The organism is Pseudomonas sp. Root562 (genome assembly GCF_001427125.1).
In the GTDB taxonomy this organism is placed as follows: Bacteria; Pseudomonadota; Gammaproteobacteria; order Pseudomonadales; family Pseudomonadaceae; genus Aquipseudomonas.
In genome coordinates this window covers 216,209-232,671 of sequence record NZ_LMGK01000001.1, presented here as the reverse complement: position 1 = coordinate 232,671, position 16,463 = coordinate 216,209, and the positions used below count along the sequence as shown (strand labels likewise).

Here is a 16,463-nt window from a genome sequence, read left to right as displayed (position 1 = left end):
GGCTTACGGCAGTCAAGAGGCATCCAGCCCTGTCCACGTCCAGTCAGGCCTGCGCCGCAGCGCGACCGGCCCCGATTGTTTTGGTTTGTACAACGCTGTCCTGCTCGACCGGCAGAATCAGGTGATCGGGTACGCTGCCATGCCACTTTTTCGCACACACGTAATACACGGCTGCGGGCAGCACCAGACCGATGATCCAGGAAATATCCACATCACCCAGAGCGGCCACCAGTGGGCCGGTGTAGAACTTGGTGGCGATGAACGGCAGCTGCACCAGCACACCGAAAACATAGACGCTGATACCGAGGGCGTTCCAACGGCCGTAGCGCCCGTTCGGATCGGCCAGCGCCGGCACGTCGTAGCGCTCGCGGGTGATGCAGTAGTAGTCCACCAGATTGATCGCGCTCCATGGCGTGAAGAACGCCAGCAGGAACAGGATGAAGGACTTGAACGCACCGAGGAACGAGTGCTGGCCGAGCAACGCCATCAGGGTCGCGGCACCGACGATGGCCAGTACGAAGACCAGACGCTGCAGGCGCGTGACCTTCAGTTCGCCACGGAAACCGCTGATGATGGTCGCGATGCACATGAAGCTGCCGTAGGAGTTCAGTGTGGAAATGGTGACCTTCCCGAACGCGATGCTGAAGTACAGCAGCGCAGCGGTGGCACCGGTACCGCCCAGCCCCACGATGTAGGCCACTTCGTGACCGGCGAATTGGCCGTTGGCCGAAGCCGCGGCAAACACCCCGAGAACCATTGCCACCTGGGCACCAATGACCGAACCCGCACCGGCGGCAAAAAAGGTTTTCACCGAGGAAACCTTGCTCGGCAGGTAGCGCGAGTAGTCAGCCACGTAGGGGCCGAAGGCGATTTGCCAGGACGCCGCGAGCGACACCGCGAGCAAGAAGCTGCTCCAGCTGAAGTGGCGGATTTGCAACAGGGCGCCAACGTCAACCTGGCTCACCAGACGGCTGAACAGATAAACAAAGGCAATCACGCCAATGACACTGGCGACTCGACCGATCCAATGGATCACCCGATAACCGAGCACCGTCACCAGCACGATGACACTGGCGAAAAGGAGGATACCGACGGTGTCGCTGACCCCAAACAACTGGCCCAGCGCCTGGCCGGATAACACGGTTCCCGTTGCGGTGAACCCCAGGTACATCAGGCACACCAGCACGATCGGGATGGCCGCACCGTAGACCCCGAACTGTACCCGGCTCGAGATCATCTGCGGCAAGCCAAGCTTCGGACCTTGCGCGGCATGCAGCGCCATCACGCCGCCACCGAGCACTTGACCGATCAACAGCCCGATCAACGACCAGAACACGTCACCGCCCAGCACCACGGCCAAGGCTCCGGTAACAATCGCGGTGATTTGCAGGTTGGCCCCCATCCACAGGGTGAACTGGCTGAACAGACGACCGTGTCTTTCCGCTTCCGGGATGTAGTCGATCGAACGTTTCTCGATCAACGGTTTGCTGCCTGCACGTTCGCTGTTAACAGCCATGGTTCAACCTCTGTGGATTGTTATTGGAATTCATTCGGTCCCTGTAGGAGCTGAGCTTGCTCGCGATGGCGGTGTATCTGATGCACCACGTTATCGTTCATCGCGAGCAAGCTTTGCTCCTACGGGCAAGCGTTACTTGCCGGTAATCATCGGCAGGTTCAGCCCTTGTTCCTTGGCGCAGTCGATGGCGATCTGGTAGCCGGCATCGGCGTGACGCATGACGCCAGTGGCCGGGTCGTTGTGCAGCACGCGTGCGATACGCTCGGCCGCTTCATCAGTACCGTCGCAGACAATCACCATGCCCGAATGCTGGGAGAAGCCCATGCCGACGCCGCCGCCGTGGTGCAGCGAAACCCAGGTCGCGCCGCTCGCGGTGTTGAGCAAGGCGTTGAGCAGCGGCCAGTCGGACACGGCGTCGGAGCCGTCCTGCATCGATTCGGTTTCGCGGTTCGGGCTGGCGACCGAACCGGAGTCCAGGTGGTCGCGACCGATCACGATCGGTGCCGACAGCTCGCCGCTGCGCACCATTTCGTTGAACGCCAGACCGAGCTTGGCGCGCAGGCCCAGGCCAACCCAGCAGATACGCGCTGGCAGCCCCTGGAAGCTGATGCGCTCGCGGGCCATGTCCAGCCAGTTGTGCAGGTGAGCGTCGTCCGGGATCAGCTCTTTTACTTTGGCGTCGGTCTTGTAGATGTCTTCAGCGTTGCCCGACAGCGCAGCCCAGCGGAACGGGCCGATGCCGCGGCAGAACAGCGGACGGATGTAGGCCGGTACGAAGCCCGGGAAGTCGAATGCGTTTTCCACGCCTTCTTCCTGAGCCATCTGACGGATGTTGTTGCCATAGTCGAAGGTCGGCACGCCCATTTTCTGGAAGTCCAGCATCGCCTTGACGTGTACGGCCATCGATTGCTTGGCGGCTTTGATTACAGCGGCAGGCTCGGTCTTGGCGCGCTCGCGGTATTGATCCCAGGTCCAGCCGGCCGGCAGGTAGCCGTTGAGCGGGTCGTGGGCGCTGGTCTGGTCGGTGACCATGTCCGGACGCACGCCACGCTTGACCAGTTCCGGCAGGATTTCCGCCGCGTTGCCCAGCAGCGCGATGGAGATTGCCTTGCCTTCGGCGGTGTACTTGGCGATACGGGCCAGTGCGTCGTCGAGGTCAGTGGCTTGCTCGTCGACATAACGGCTTTTCAGGCGGAAATCGATGCTGACCTGCTGGCATTCGATGTTCAGCGAGCAAGCACCGGCCAGGGTTGCAGCCAGAGGCTGGGCGCCCCCCATGCCACCCAGGCCAGCGGTCAGTACCCACTTGCCTTTCAGGTCATCGTTGTAGTGTTGGCGACCGGCTTCGACGAAGGTTTCGTATGTGCCCTGAACGATGCCCTGGCTGCCGATGTAGATCCAGCTGCCGGCGGTCATCTGGCCATACATGGCCAGGCCTTTGGCGTCGAGTTCGTTGAAGTGTTCCCAGCTCGCCCAGTGCGGCACTAGGTTGGAGTTGGCGATCAGTACGCGCGGGGCATTGGCGTGAGTCTTGAACACGCCGACCGGCTTGCCGGATTGCACCAGCAGGGTCTCGTCGTCATTCAGATTGGTCAGGCTTTCGACGATCTTGTCGTAGCATTCCCAGTTACGTGCCGCACGACCGATGCCACCGTAAACCACCAGTTCTTTCGGGTTCTCGGCGACTTCCGGGTCGAGGTTGTTCATCAGCATGCGCAGCGGCGCTTCGGTCAGCCAGCTCTTGGCGGTCAGCGTGTTACCGCGGGCAGCGCGGATTTCAACGTCACGAAATTTAGTCACGAACAGAACTCCTCAGCAATCAATCCAAAACCAACCCAGGCAGTGGGCGAGCAAGCCGATGAGCATCAGTGCACACCGGCGAATCAGTGGACGACGGTTGAGTCTCCGTGACTCATACGCATACGTCTTTACTTGTACATACAAGCATATGCAATCAAGCGGCCAACTTGCTGGATGTGTGTTCAAGAAAAATCCTGAATCGGCCTGGAAAGCCTGTAGATCAAGGGGTCTGAGGAAGATGAAATTTTTCGCAGGGCTTTGTGGCAGGAGAGAGGGCTTGTTACTTGAGCGTGGTTTTGCGCCACGCTGGGGCGTTAGGTAACAAGTTGGTGCGCAGTTTCGAATCAGATGATCGTTCCCACGCTCTGCGTGGTAACGCCGTCACGGACGCTCCGCGTCCGCTTCTTGCGACTGTGACGCGGAGCGTCACGGGATGCGTTCCCACGCAGAGCGTGGGAACGATCAGTAACGATTCATCTAGATCGGTCAGATGTACCCGACTAGTTGAATTGACGACTGCTACGCAGCCAAGCGGGAGCAAGCTCCCTCGCCACAGAGAGGCTCATTGGCCGGGGAATCAGCGTGTGGTCAGTTCGATCACGCAGCATGGGCCGTTGACGGAGATTTCCAGCAGGCCGGTGTTACCGTCCAGTTGCAGGCAATCATGCCGATCCAGTTGCGAAGCGCTGTTACCGACCTTCACTTCCAGTGCTTCGCTGATGCTGAACACCATCACTGTGCCCGCCTCGCTGAAAAACCGCTGCTCACCACTCAACCACTGCAACCGTGCGCCATAACGCTGCGGTGCGTAGATCAGGTTGAAATCGCGAATCGGCCCACCGAGCAATGTGCAGGAAACCTTGCTCTCGCCGCTGAAGGCAAACGGGTCCAGCGGTAACAACGACCGCGTGTGCTGACCGTCAACCGATAAGGTCATGCCGTCACCCTGCAACACGGTGATGATTCGCTCATAACCGGCGAAGGTGGAAAACCCGCCTGACTCGCCAATGTCGGCAATCGACAGGCGCCAGCCAAACCCGTCCAGACCGGTGCCGGCATCACGGGTAATTTCTTCGGTGCTGCCGCCGCCGTTTTTCCACGGCATGCGCGGGTAATCGACTGCGCGTAAAACTTTCAGACTGCTCATTTATGGAACCGACCTTCCAGACGATGACGGGAACCGGGGTGGATCAAACGGGCAGCGGTCACCGGCTGACGGCCGGACCAGGTGCGGCGACGGATCAGCAGGCACGGCTCGCCCTTTTCAATCTGCAGCAATTTGCATTCGGACGGCTCGGCCAGGATCGCCTCGACCACGTGTTCGCCTTCAGTCAGCGGCGCGACCTGATTCAGATAGGCATAAGGCGTTTGCAGGGTGAAGTCCTGCTTGAGGTAGTCCGGGGCCACCAGTGCGTTGACGAAACGGTCTTCGATTTGCACCGGAATATCGTTTTCGAAATGCACGATCAGCGAGTGGAACACCTTCTGCCCTTCACGCATGTCCAGGGCCAGGGCACGCTCGGAACCGGCAGCCTCTTCTTCAAGCGTGATGACCTTGCAGGTGTGGCGATGACCGCGAGAGGCGATTTCGTCGGCGATGTTGTGCACTTCAAACAGCGCGGACTGGCTTTTAGGTTCGGCGACGAACGTACCCACGCCTTGCATACGCACCAGCAGACCGTCGGCGGTCATCTCGCGCAAGGCGCGATTGATGGTCATGCGGCTGAAACCCAGCTGGCTGACCAGCTCGCTTTCCGACGGCACGCGATAGTGCGGCGGCCAGTTTCCACTGTCGATTTGCTGGGTGATCATTTGTTTGACGCGGGCGTACAAGGGCGCCGGACTGTCGCCCATGTTCGCGGCCAACGGAGAGACTGGAGGCGGAGTCGGCACGGTTAATCCTTGGTCGTTTAGTGAATATCGCTAGCTTGCCGGAGTTTACCGGGCAGGCAAACGTCTGTATATGTATATACAAATAACACACGATGGGGTGCTGAACCATGTCCGCCTTCTTTGCCGAACGCGCGCTGCTGCCTAGTGGATGGGCCAACAATGTACGTCTTGAGGTCAGCGCCGACGGCGTATTGACCCATATCCAGGCCAATTCCCATGCAGATGGCGCCGAACGGTTGAGCGGTCCGCTGCTGCCCGGCATGCCGAATCTGCACTCTCACGCCTTCCAGCGGGCCATGGCCGGGCTGGCGGAAGTGGCGGGTAATCCGAACGACAGTTTCTGGACCTGGCGCGACTTGATGTACCGCCTCGTCGGAAAAATCAGCCCGGAGCAACTCGGGGTCATCGCCCGTCAGCTGTACATCGAGATGCTCAAGGCCGGCTACACATCGGTGGCGGAATTTCATTACGTACACCACGACACCAGTGGCCAGCCTTATGCCGACCCTGCCGAGCTGGCCCAGCGCATCAGCCAGGCGGCCAGTTCGGCGGGAATTGGTTTGACCCTGCTGCCGGTGCTCTACAGCCATGCTGGTTTCGGCGGTCAGACACCCAATGAAGGTCAGCGCCGTTTCATCAACAGCACTGAAAACTACCTCAAGCTGCAGTCGCGATTGCAGCCCATACTGGCGCAGCAAAAGGCGCAGACACTCGGTTTGTGCTTCCACTCGCTACGTGCGGTCACGCCACAGCAGATCAGCGAAGTGCTGGCGGCCAGCGACCAGCACTGCCCGGTGCACATCCACATCGCCGAACAACAGAAGGAAGTCGACGATTGCCTGAGCTGGAGCGGTCGACGTCCGGTGCAATGGCTTTATGAGCATGTCGACGTCGATCAGCGCTGGTGCCTGGTTCACGCCACCCACGTCAATCCCGAAGAAGTCTCGTCGATGGCCAAGAGCCGGGCCATTGCCGGTCTGTGCCTGACCACCGAGGCCAACCTGGGCGACGGGATCTTCCCGGCAGTGGACTTCCTCGCCCAGGGCGGCCGCATGGGTATCGGTTCCGACAGTCATGTATCGCTGAGCGTGGTGGAAGAATTGCGTTGGCTGGAATATGGCCAACGTCTTCGCGACCAGCGGCGCAACCGCTTGTATGGCGCCAAGCAACCGATGGTCGGGCGCACGCTGTTCGATGCGGCGCTCGATGGCGGCGCGCAGGCGCTGGGTCAACCGATTGGTGCGCTGGAGGTGGGCAAGCGAGCGGATTGGCTGGTGCTGGACGGCAACGACCCGTATCTGGCAACGGCCAGTGGCGACGGGATCTTGAATCGCTGGTTGTTTGCCGGTGGCGATCGGCAGGTGCGGGATGTGCTGGTCAATGGCCAGTGGGTTGTGCGTGACGGGCGGCATGCGGGCGAAGAGGAAAGCAACCGGGCATTCACCCAAGTCCTGCGCGATTTGTTGGGTTAACCCCCCCGCTGATCATTCCCACGCTCTGCGTGGGAATGATCAGTAGCGCAGTGATCAGTTCGAGGTCTTGGCCATCTGCGTATCCGACGCTCGCCAGATCAGTCGCGTGGTGTCGTAGCCCTGCTGGCGTGCCTTGCTCAGCAGTTCTTCACGCACCACACCGTTCACGGTCGGTGTGCGTGACAGGAGCCACAAATAGCGACGGCTTGGGTCACCGACAATGGCTGTCTTGTAGTCATCGCTGACATACAGCACCCAGTATTCGCCCTTCGCCACACCCGGAATCAGCCTCGAAAACCAGGTATCGAACTCGACCCACAACTTGTCGGTTTTACCCGGCACCTGTGGATAAGCCGTGCCCTTGACCTCTTCCCATTGCCACTGCGCCGTCAGGCAGCGGTTCAGCACCGCGACGTTGCCATCGGGCAACAGCGTGTAATGGGCTTCGGATTGCGCGCAATCGCGCTGGAAATACATCGGCAGACGGGCCAACTCGTACCAGGTGCCCTGGTAACGCTTGAGGTTGACGCTGTTGGCTGTCTTGGGCGCCAACGGATCCTGGCCAGAAGTGGCACAACCGGCCAATACCAGGCCGGCAAAAAGCATCATCAATAACCGCTTCATTGTTTTTCTCCCGTGGGCACTTCGCCCCGGTTTACTTCAGGCCTTGGCCGGAAAACATCAACACTTTGTCACCGGCGAATTGCACGCTGATAAAGCTGTTCTTGTCGCCCCATGTGCAACTGGACATGCCGAGTGCGCCGGAGCAATCGGCGGGTTTGCCCAACAGGGTTTCAACTTCGGCCTTGGCCATGCCGGCCGAGAGCTTCGAGTAGTTTTCCTGATTGACTTTGCTGCACGCAGCCAACAACACGCAGAACGAAAGCAGGGCGATGGATCGCAGCGACATGTGAACTCCAGAGGCGGTGGGGAATGGCATGACTGCCAAACTGAACCTTAGAAGAGAAAACCCTAATCTGGTTCCCTGAGCGACCGGCTATTTGTTGGGCCGCTCGTCTGCCTCTACCCGGCAAATCAGCCACTTTGCATGGCGATCGAGTATTTCGTCGGTTTTGCGCACATTCGCCTAATCTTTGGCGCCGCCCAGTCGACACAAATGCAACGCAAAGCCACGCCTGTGGCCATTGCCCCTCCTTTGTTGACCAGATTCCCTGCGGTAGCTCATCCAATGACCCGAAACATGAAGTTCAGCCACAAGATCTTGTTGGCTGCCGCCCTCGTGGTGGCCGTCGCATTCGCTTGTTTCATCCTGTTCAACGACTATCGCCAACGGCAGACCTTGCGCAGCAGCACCGAAGCATCGATGCAGGAACTCGGCAGCCTGACCACCAGCAACATCCAGACCTGGCTGGAAAGCCGCATGCAGTTGCTGCAATCGATGGCCCAGCAAGTCACTGCCGATGGCAATGCCCCGGCCAGCCTGAAACGCATCATCGACCTGCCCGCCTACACTGGTAATTTCCAGCTGAGTTACTTCGGTGGTGCCGACGGTGTGATGTTCTCGGTTCCGGCAGGCAACCGCGCAGCTGATTACGACCCACGGGCCCGTGGCTGGTACAAGGCTGCCAACAGTGCGCAACAGACCATCGTCACCGAACCGTACATCGCCGCTTCGTCCGGCAAACTGGTGATTACCGTTGCAACGCCGGTACAGCGCCAAGGCCAGATGATCGGCGTGGCCGGCGCCGATATCGACCTGTCCAGCGTCAGTGCGATCATCAACTCGCTGAACTTCGGCGGTCACGGACATGCCTTCATCGTCGGCGCTGACGGCAAGATCCTGATCCACCCGGACAGCAAGCTGGTACTCAAGAACCTGAGCGAGGCTTACCCCAACGGTGCGCCAAAGGTCAGCCCCGGCATGAAAGAGGTCGAGATCGATGGCAAGCGCCAGTTCATCTCGTTTACTCACGTCAACGGGGTGCCGTCGGCCGATTGGTACGTGGCACTGGTGCTCGACCAGGACACCGCGTTCTCGATGCTTAGCGAATTCCGCACCTCGGCCATCATTGCCATGGTGATTGCGGTGGTGATCATCATTGCATTGCTGGGCATGCTGATCAGCCTGCTGATGCAACCGCTGCTGACCATGGGCCGCGCCATGCACGACATCGCCGAAGGCGAAGGTGACTTGACCAAACGCCTGACCATTCATGGCCACGACGAATTCGGCGCGCTGGGGCTGTCGTTCAACCGCTTCGTCGAGCGCATTCACACCTCGATCATCGAAGTGTCCTCGGCCACCGGTCAGGTCAACGAAGTCGCCCTGCGCGTTGTCGCAGCTTCCAATTCGTCGATGTACAACTCCGACCAACAAGCCTCGCGCACCAGCAGCGTGGCCGCCGCAATCAATCAGCTTGGTGCCGCTGCCCAGGAAATCGCCCAGAACGCCGCCCTCGCCTCGCAGCATTCGAGCGATGCGCGCAGCCTGGCCGAAGACGGCCAGCAGGTGGTGGATAAAACCATTGCGGCGATGCAGCAGCTCTCGGCGAAGATCAGCGATTCGTGCGGCAACATCGAGACGCTCAACAGCAATACGGTGAACATCGGACAGATTCTGGAAGTGATCACCAGCATCTCCCAGCAGACCAACCTGCTGGCGCTTAACGCGGCCATCGAAGCAGCGCGGGCCGGTGAGGCCGGACGCGGTTTCGCAGTGGTCGCCGACGAAGTGCGCAACCTGGCCCATCGCACCCAGGATTCCGCGCAGCAAGTGCAGACCATGATCGAAGAACTGCAAGTCGGCGCCCGCGCGGCCGTGGGCATCATGACCGACAGTCAGCGCCAGAGCGAAAGCAGCGTCGGCATCGCCAACCAGGCCGGTGAGCGGCTGGGGAGCGTGACCCAGCGCATCGGCGAAATCGACGGCATGAACCAGTCCGTCGCCACGGCGACCGAAGAGCAAACGGCTGTGGTGGAATCGATCAACGTCGACATCACCGAGATCAACACGCTGAACCAGGAAGGTGTAGAGAACCTGCAGGCGACCTTGCGCGCGTGTGCCGATCTTGAGCAGCAGGCGGCACGGTTGAAGCAGTTGGTGGGGAGTTTCAGGATCTAAGGTGCCCACACCGGCCCTTTCGCTGGCAAGCCAGCTCCCACAATGTTTTGCAGCGGACACAATTTTTGTGTACGACGCAAAACCCTGTGGGAGCTGGCTTGCCAGCGATGGCGGCCTCAGCAGTAACGAAAAACTAGAATCGTGAACCCGGCTTGGAGAGAAACGCCAACTCCTCAGGCGTAGACTCCCTTCCCAACACCGCATTGCGATGCGGAAACCGCCCAAACTGCGCGATCACTTTCTGATGCTTCTGGGCGTAGTCCAGGTAATCGGCAAACAGCGCCTGGTCACTTTCCGGCTGTTGCGCCACCAACTCGATGTACCGCGAGACACCTTCGTTCTGCACCGCGAGGTTTTCGCTGTGCTCGAACACCAGATAGATGAACACCCGCTGAATCGGCGGCAATTGCCGATCAAAGTCCGCCGCAATGCCTTGGGCAACGAGTTGCTGTGCCCGGGAATCGCCGGAAAACGCTTTGGGAGAATCGCGAAAGATCATTCGCGGCAGTTGATCGAGCAACAGCACCAGGGCCAGCCAACCTTCGGGACGTTGCGTCCACTCGGTCAATCCACCGGTCAATGCCTGCTCGACCCAGTCCCCGAAACGCTCGCGCGCTTCGAGGTCCTGGCTGTCACGCTTGCCGAACCACAACTTGCCCTTCTGTGCCGCCACTTGCTTGGCTGATTCAGACGTTCCGAACCACCATTCGAGCAACGGCTGCCAGGGCGCAGTCATGATTTACTCCTTGTGGTAAGCCGTGACGCGGGCCACTTCTTCTTTCGAACCGAGGAACACCGCTACGCGCTGGTGCAGGCCTTCCGGCTGAATGTCGAGGATGCGCTGGTGACCGTCGGTGGAGGCGCCGCCCGCTTGTTCCACGAGGAACGACATCGGGTTGGCTTCGTACATCAGGCGCAGTTTGCCCGGCTTCGACGGCTCGCGGCTGTCACGCGGGTACATGAACAGACCGCCACGGGTCAGGATGCGATGCACATCGGCAACCATCGCGGCCACCCAGCGCATGTTGTAGTTCTTTTTCAGCGGGCCTTCATCGCCTGCCAGCAATTCGCCGACGTAGCGCTGCACCGGTGCTTCCCAGTGACGCTGGTTGGAGGCGTTGATGGCAAATTCCTGGGTGGCTTCCGGAATGGTGATGTTTTCGTGAGTCAGTACGAAGCTGCCCATTTCACGGTCCAGGGTGAAGCCTTTGACGCCGTCGCCCAGGGTCAGGATCAGCATGGTCTGGGGACCGTAGATCGCGTAACCGGCGGCCACTTGCTGGGTACCTGGCTGCAGGAAGGCTTTTTCGTTCAGGGGTTCGTTCTGGCTCAGGTATTCGTTCGGGCAACGCAGTACCGAGAAGATCGTGCCGACCGGGGCGTTGATGTCGATGTTCGAAGAGCCGTCCAGCGGGTCGAATACCAACAGGTAGGCGCCTTTCGGGTATTTGCCCGGGATCTGGTAGGCGTTGTCCATTTCTTCGGACGCCATGCCGGCCAGGTGACCGCCCCATTCATTGGCCTCGAGCAGGATCTCGTTGGAGATCACGTCGAGCTTTTTCTGCACTTCGCCCTGGACGTTTTCAGTGCCCATGCTGCCCAGAACGCCGCCGAGGGCGCCTTTGGACACGGCGTGGTTGATTTCCTTGCAAGCACGCGCCACCACTTCGATCAGGAAGCGCAGATCGGCAGGAGTGTTGTTGCTACGGGTCTGCTCAATCAAATAGCGACTCAAGGTAACGCGGGACATGGAAGGCTCCGGAGGAATGGGGGGGCTAAAAACCCGCGCAGTTTAACGCGAGTCGGGGCGCATTTCCTCCTATCAGACGTGATCGGCTGAAGAGAGTTCATGCTCCGGGTTTAGCGTAGTAGGAAACGGCTCAGATATGAGGCGTCGTCGGGCGCCAATTTCGATATTCATGCAGGAGCCCGCCTGCTCGCGATCGGGTGCCAAGCAACCGGTTTCAGGGTTTGACCGGTGGTTTGCGCAACAGGCTGAACGCCATCGCCGCCAGGAACAATACGCTGAGCAACAGCACCGCCCACAGGCCGAATTTCTTCCAGTCGGTGCCCACCACTGCCGGCCCTGGCGTAGCCGAAGGCGTAACCACAACCCCGGCATCCACCGCTGCCTTGCCCAATGTCGCCAGTTTCGCCGCGTTGAAGTCCGGTATCAGGGTCGACAATGGCAGGTTTGCCGCCTTCACCGTCGAGTTGCCCAGCGCCAGCGTATAAGGCCCCGGCCCTCGCGCCAGAAAGACCAGGTGCGTCGCCCGCACGGCGAACTTTATTACCGGCACCTGCGCCCCCAATCCACCGCCGCGCTCGTCCACGGTCAGCTTCAATTGCTGCACGGTCTGCCCCGACAATTGCAACTGATCCTGAACCACATCCTGACTGCCCTGGGTCAGGCGATAAAGCAGACCGTTGCTCAGAGGTTGCCACGGCAGGCTACCATCGCGACGACCGGACAACGTGACCGGCGCCAGACTGTTGGCCTGGCTCAGTTCGACCTGCACTCGCTCGACGCTGACGCTCATCGGCAATTGCCAGGTGTACTCGCCGGCCTTCACGCTGGTGCCGGCCAACGCTTGCGACCAGACCAACGGCAACGGCAGACTGCGGCTGCTTTGCAGTTGCGCCGACGTCAGGGTCGGCGCCAATTGCGGTGCCTCCCACAGCAATCGCAAGTAGCGCGCCGACTGCCCGGGCAGAGCGACTTCGTGTTGCTCGACTCGCTCATCGGCAAAAGTCAGCCGCGCGACCTGCCCTTCTCCCCATGACTGCCAATGCTGCAAATCGTCACTGGCCTCGATGGTAAAACGCTGGAAGCCATCGCGCTCGCTGGTCCAGTCAAGAACCAACTGCTGCAACGGCGCCTTGATGGCACTGGCGTCGAGCAGCCAGCCGCGCAACGCTTCCTCGCCCGCCTCCAACTGAGTGGAGGGCTGCACTTCGACCAACGCGCCGTTGGCAGTCGATTGCACGCGCACGCTCGGCGCATGCTCGGTGGCGTCTACCGAGTTGTACAGCGGGAACCATTTGACGTCGGTCAGCGTGCGGCCGTCTTCAGCTTGCGGGGTGGCCCGCGCCAGCGCGTAGGCCTGTGGTTCGCCATTGGCATTGAACACGCGCACATCGCTCAGGTCGGTTTGCCGGGCATTCAGTTGCACGGTCAAGGGCAGCTCAAGTCGATACCACGGCCCCTCACCGCTGACGGACAACGGCACTTGTGTGGTGAAGTCTGCGAGTTTTTCCTGGGCGCCAGCCGAGAGCGCCATCCCCATGGCTACCACGCCCAACCAGCACAGGTTCAGCTTCTGACTCAAGACGACACTCCTCCAGTTTGCGGGGCCGGTTTCTCGGCATCCTCCGCAGCCTCGGCACGCTTGGGCGGCAACGGGGCAAAGTAGCCCACCACCAGCAGCAACACGCCAACGCCAATAAACGACACGATCCGCGCCAGCCCGCCACGGTTACTCAATTCGACAAAGAACAGTTTCGCCACAACCACGCCGATCAGCGCCGCGCCGATCAGCCAGACTTCACGGCGATGCCGCAAATGGCCGCCGATCATCAGGCTCAGGGCGATCATCGTCCAAATGATCGACAGACCGGCCTGCACCCGCATGGATTCAAGCAACGCATCGAGCTGGAACGGCACCCCGCCCCAATGGTGTGCCGCACGCATCACCAGTGCAGTAAAGAACACGAACAACGAGACGCCAGCGATCAGCTGTGTGGCGCGGGCGACGTAGTCCTTGTTGAACTGCAGTTGCGTCAGCGCGTTGCGTGACCAGACGTAAACGCCGAACAGCGCAAACAACAAACCCAGCTCCAGCGGATTGATCAGCGGTACGTAGGGCAGCGGCTCAGCCATGCCGTCACTGACAGCGTTGGCCAACCAGAACCAGCCGAGCATCAACAAGGCCAAGGGCGCGGCGGCATACACACGGTATTCGCGCGCATGGTCCGACATCGGCCACGGCCACTGTCGGGGCGCGGCCACCAGCACCAGATACAGGCTTGGCAGAATCGCCCAACCCAACCAGCGCCAGGCGTTGTACTGCTCGGACAGCAGCAAAAGTCCGTAACGCAATTCCAGGGCCAGTACGCCGATCATCAGCCAGCAACCGAGCACATGGGCGAGACTGAGCACCCGCGCTGCCAGCATCGGAGCCAGGCGACGCAGCGAAATGAAATGCACAACGAACAATGCCGTCCACGCCAGCCACCCAAAATTGGCCGCCGGGTGAAAACGCGGATGCCACGCGGCGAGCAAAACCACACCGGCAGCCGGGATCAGCAACGTGCAAAGCAAACCCAGTGAAGTCCAATTCAGACGCAAGGCCAACACAGCCCACAACGTTGTGCTCAATAGTGCGACCGCCAGCAGCAACGTCACTTGCAGTTCAAGCGGGGCAAACCGCAGCACCTCGCTGACCCATGCCAGCGACCACCAACCCGCGCCCCAAATCAGCGACGCCTGAGACAAACGTTGCAGAGTCAGCCCATCAAACACCGTGACGGCGTTGCCGGTTTGCAAGCGCCAGGCACCGACCAGCCCTGTCAGGCCGAGTAGCAGCGGCGTCCAGAACCCGCCGTGGGCCAAGGGGCGCAAGTCCTCATAGAACGAGGGCGCGGCGACCAGGAACAACATGCCCCCAAGCCACTGAACGGCCATGGCGGTGAACACAAACGTGCGCGACGGCAGACGCAGGCCGACAAACAACGTGATCAACCCGGCCAGCGCCCAACTGATCGTCGTGCCTTCGGCGAAGAAAAACAGCGGCGCCAGCAGATAGATGAACGACAGGCCAAGACAGGCCAACAGCGGTACGCCTTTGCGTTCCCACGGTGAAGTCTGCCCGGGCAGTGCTTTATGCAATGAGTAGAAACTGAACAACAGCGCGACGCCAAGCAACAGCGCGCCCAAGGGCGCACCTTCAAGCAGACTATTCTCACCCGCGCCCAGCTCGCTGAGAAACGTCAGTGCCGAGCCCAATTGCAGCAGTAAGGCGAATGCTCGGGCCAACGGTCGTTGCTGACGCAGACCCAGCCAGAAAATCCCTGCGCCCTCTACGGCCCATGCTGCTGTTGTCCAGCGCGCATCTAGCCCCAGTGGAATCGCCAGGCTGGTGAAAATCACACCCAGGGCAAGACAGGTTTCTGCCAGCAGCAACGTTCGGCCGCCAAACAGCAGACGGGCCAGGCCCATGTAGATGATGCCCAGCGCCAAGGCACTGAACGCGGCGGCGAATTCCAGGTGTTGCACCAAGGCGAACTGCAAGCCGAAGCCCACCAGCGGCGGACCGAATAGCAAGGTACCGTCGACATAGTCGCCCTTGCGTGCCGACCACTGCAGTAGAGCCTCACGGCCACCGCCCTCGGGCGCGTCGCCGAGCTCGAGTAACTTGCGGCGGGCGAACAGCAGACCGATGGCCAGGTACATCAGGAAGAACAGAATCAGAAACGGCTCGGTGCTCCACAACAGTTCCGGCGTGTAGGTGCGCGCACCCCAGGCGAAACCAATGCCGAAAGTGCCGACAAAGCCGATCACGTTCAGCGTTCGCCAGGCCTTGAACCAGGCGATGGCCAGGATGCCGGCATTGAGCAAGGCAAAATAGCTGAACAACGCGACGTGGCTACCGCTACCGGTAGACGCCAGGATCGGCGCGGCAAAACCGCCCAATGCCGCCGCACAGGCCAGCCCCAAGGAGTCCTGGGTGATGGCCAGAATCGCCGAAAACACGGTGACCGCCACCAGCAGCCCGAACGCCGCCGAAGGGTCGAGCAGCGGATGCAATCGCATCGCTGCAAACACCGTCAGATACAGCACCGCAACCCCGGCGCCTTGCAACATCAACGCATAATTGTTGTTACGACGCCGCAGCCACCATCCAAGGCCAAGCAGCCCCAATGCCGCCGCCGCGACACCGGCATAACGCAGCTCGATCGGCACCACCATGCCTTCAGTTGCGTAGCGCAGCAGGAACGCCAGACCGAGAAACAACAGCACCACGCCCACTCGCAGTACGGTGTTGCCACCGAACAGCCATGCTCGAGCGCCATTGATAGCGCGTTCGATGAAATTGGGGCCGCGAGGTGGGGCCGGTTGTTGCGAATCGCGAACGTCCGGCGCAGGTTTCCAGGCATCAAATGATGGTGCGGGATGGTTTACGGTGGCGGCCGCGGTGCTGAGGGGTTCGAGTTCGGGCGGAAGCTCCCAGACCAGCTCAACAGGGGGATGCGCGACCGCAGAGTCGGGGATGGGGTCGGTTTCGCTGATGACAGGCGCAGTGACTTCGGGGGCTTTGGCGCCAGACACCTCCAACACCGCCAGCCGTTGCTCGACGGCATGCAACGCAACTTGAGCCTGCTCCAACAAAAGGCGTTGCGAGTCGGCCTGCGAAGCCAGACGGCCAACTCGAATCGCCTGGCCGATTGCCAAGCCAAGCAGCGCGCCCAGCAGTGCATCGCTGAACGACTCGTCGAGTATCCAGCCCAGCACCAGGCCAATCAGCGTCAACATCCATTGCATGGTCGATATCCTTGAGCGCAATCCAGAAAGATTAGCGTAGCCACGGCCAAAAGATCGCAGCCTTCGGCAGCACCTGCAAAAACGCTTTAATTCGCGATTTTGCAGGTGCTACCGAAGGCTGCGATCTTTTGCGGCGCGTCAGTATATCGATCCGACCGA

The 16,463-nt window shown here is 60.6% G+C and carries 12 protein-coding genes and 1 pseudogene; 3 read left to right on the top strand and 10 right to left on the bottom strand.

The features are described from left to right. Window positions 1–43: 43 nt before the first annotated feature. The 4 genes from ASD60_RS01135 to hutC all read right to left on the bottom strand — a co-directional run bounded on the left by ASD60_RS01135 (window position 44) and on the right by hutC (window position 5,170). Entirely contained in the window at window positions 44–1,516 is a 1,473-nt protein-coding gene (locus tag ASD60_RS01135) for a purine-cytosine permease family protein (RefSeq protein ID WP_056852227.1), read from the bottom strand. A gap of 132 nt (window positions 1,517–1,648) precedes the next feature. Then, on the bottom strand, window positions 1,649–3,316 hold the full coding sequence (hutU, locus tag ASD60_RS01130; protein ID WP_056852226.1) for a urocanate hydratase: 1,668 nt from the start codon (window positions 3,314–3,316) through the stop codon (window positions 1,649–1,651). 577 nt (window positions 3,317–3,893) lie between these two features. Further along, entirely contained in the window at window positions 3,894–4,463 is a 570-nt protein-coding gene (locus tag ASD60_RS01125; protein WP_056852225.1) for a HutD/Ves family protein, read from the bottom strand. Continuing rightward, window positions 4,460–5,170 carry a histidine utilization repressor gene (gene hutC / locus ASD60_RS01120; protein ID WP_162135916.1) on the bottom strand — a complete coding sequence of 237 codons (711 nt, stop codon included), beginning with the start codon at window positions 5,168–5,170 and terminating at the stop codon, window positions 4,460–4,462. The genes ASD60_RS01125 and hutC overlap by 4 nt, the downstream gene beginning before the upstream one ends. Before the next feature lie 146 nt (window positions 5,171–5,316). On the opposite strand from hutC, the gene ASD60_RS01115 reads away from it, so the two are divergent. Next, window positions 5,317–6,681: a formimidoylglutamate deiminase gene (locus ASD60_RS01115; protein ID WP_056852224.1), complete on the top strand. Its 1,365-nt coding sequence runs from the start codon at window positions 5,317–5,319 to the stop codon at window positions 6,679–6,681. 54 nt (window positions 6,682–6,735) lie between these two features. Here ASD60_RS01115 and ASD60_RS01110 read toward each other — a convergent pair whose 3' ends face one another. Together ASD60_RS01110 and ASD60_RS01105 are read right to left on the bottom strand one after the other, a co-directional pair. Beyond that, complete coding sequence (locus ASD60_RS01110; RefSeq protein WP_056852223.1) at window positions 6,736–7,305, bottom strand: lipocalin family protein; 570 nt, start codon at window positions 7,303–7,305, stop codon at window positions 6,736–6,738. A gap of 31 nt (window positions 7,306–7,336) precedes the next feature. Next, window positions 7,337–7,591 carry a hypothetical protein gene (locus ASD60_RS01105; RefSeq protein ID WP_056725770.1) on the bottom strand — a complete coding sequence of 85 codons (255 nt, stop codon included), beginning with the start codon at window positions 7,589–7,591 and terminating at the stop codon, window positions 7,337–7,339. Window positions 7,592–7,729: 138 nt separating this feature from the next. On the opposite strand from ASD60_RS01105, the pseudogene ASD60_RS29695 reads away from it, so the two are divergent. Together ASD60_RS29695 and ASD60_RS29690 are read left to right on the top strand one after the other, a co-directional pair. After that, window positions 7,730–8,905: pseudogene (locus ASD60_RS29695) on the top strand (HAMP domain-containing protein); the annotation flags it as partial. A 93-nt stretch (window positions 8,906–8,998) separates the two neighbouring features. Continuing rightward, window positions 8,999–9,763: a methyl-accepting chemotaxis protein gene (locus tag ASD60_RS29690; RefSeq protein ID WP_371317842.1), complete on the top strand. Its 765-nt coding sequence runs from the start codon at window positions 8,999–9,001 to the stop codon at window positions 9,761–9,763. Between the two features lie 133 nt (window positions 9,764–9,896). Here ASD60_RS29690 and ASD60_RS01095 read toward each other — a convergent pair whose 3' ends face one another. From ASD60_RS01095 to ASD60_RS01080, 4 genes are all read right to left on the bottom strand, one after another. Then, window positions 9,897–10,499, bottom strand: a complete 603-nt coding sequence (locus tag ASD60_RS01095; RefSeq protein ID WP_056852221.1) for a DUF924 family protein — start codon at window positions 10,497–10,499, stop codon at window positions 9,897–9,899. A 3-nt stretch (window positions 10,500–10,502) separates the two neighbouring features. Then, window positions 10,503–11,513 (bottom strand): class 1 fructose-bisphosphatase, encoded by a 1,011-nt coding sequence (locus ASD60_RS01090; RefSeq protein ID WP_015093094.1) that lies wholly within the window; start codon window positions 11,511–11,513, stop codon window positions 10,503–10,505. A 214-nt stretch (window positions 11,514–11,727) separates the two neighbouring features. After that, window positions 11,728–13,092, bottom strand: coding sequence for a DUF3999 domain-containing protein (locus ASD60_RS01085; protein WP_056852220.1), 1,365 nt, complete (start codon window positions 13,090–13,092; stop codon window positions 11,728–11,730). Next, window positions 13,089–16,304, bottom strand: a complete 3,216-nt coding sequence (locus ASD60_RS01080) for a DUF2339 domain-containing protein (protein WP_056852219.1) — start codon at window positions 16,302–16,304, stop codon at window positions 13,089–13,091. The genes ASD60_RS01085 and ASD60_RS01080 overlap by 4 nt, the downstream gene beginning before the upstream one ends. Window positions 16,305–16,463: the final 159 nt, after the last annotated feature.

Excerpts from the sequence above, each read along its gene's own strand:
- ASD60_RS01135 (WP_056852227.1), bottom strand. The coding sequence starts at position 1,516 with ATGGCTGTTAACAGCGAACGTGCAGGCAGCAAACCGTTGATCGAGAAA.
- ASD60_RS01125 (WP_056852225.1), bottom strand. The coding sequence starts at position 4,463 with ATGAGCAGTCTGAAAGTTTTACGCGCAGTCGATTACCCGCGCATGCCG.
- hutC (WP_162135916.1), bottom strand. The coding sequence starts at position 5,170 with ATGGGCGACAGTCCGGCGCCCTTGTACGCCCGCGTCAAACAAATGATC.
- ASD60_RS01115 (WP_056852224.1), top strand. The coding sequence starts at position 5,317 with ATGTCCGCCTTCTTTGCCGAACGCGCGCTGCTGCCTAGTGGATGGGCC.
- ASD60_RS01110 (WP_056852223.1), bottom strand. The coding sequence starts at position 7,305 with ATGAAGCGGTTATTGATGATGCTTTTTGCCGGCCTGGTATTGGCCGGT.
- ASD60_RS01105 (WP_056725770.1), bottom strand. The coding sequence starts at position 7,591 with ATGTCGCTGCGATCCATCGCCCTGCTTTCGTTCTGCGTGTTGTTGGCT.
- ASD60_RS29690 (WP_371317842.1), top strand. The coding sequence starts at position 8,999 with ATGTACAACTCCGACCAACAAGCCTCGCGCACCAGCAGCGTGGCCGCC.
- ASD60_RS01095 (WP_056852221.1), bottom strand. The coding sequence starts at position 10,499 with ATGACTGCGCCCTGGCAGCCGTTGCTCGAATGGTGGTTCGGAACGTCT.
- ASD60_RS01090 (WP_015093094.1), bottom strand. The coding sequence starts at position 11,513 with ATGTCCCGCGTTACCTTGAGTCGCTATTTGATTGAGCAGACCCGTAGC.
- ASD60_RS01080 (WP_056852219.1), bottom strand. The coding sequence starts at position 16,304 with ATGCAATGGATGTTGACGCTGATTGGCCTGGTGCTGGGCTGGATACTC.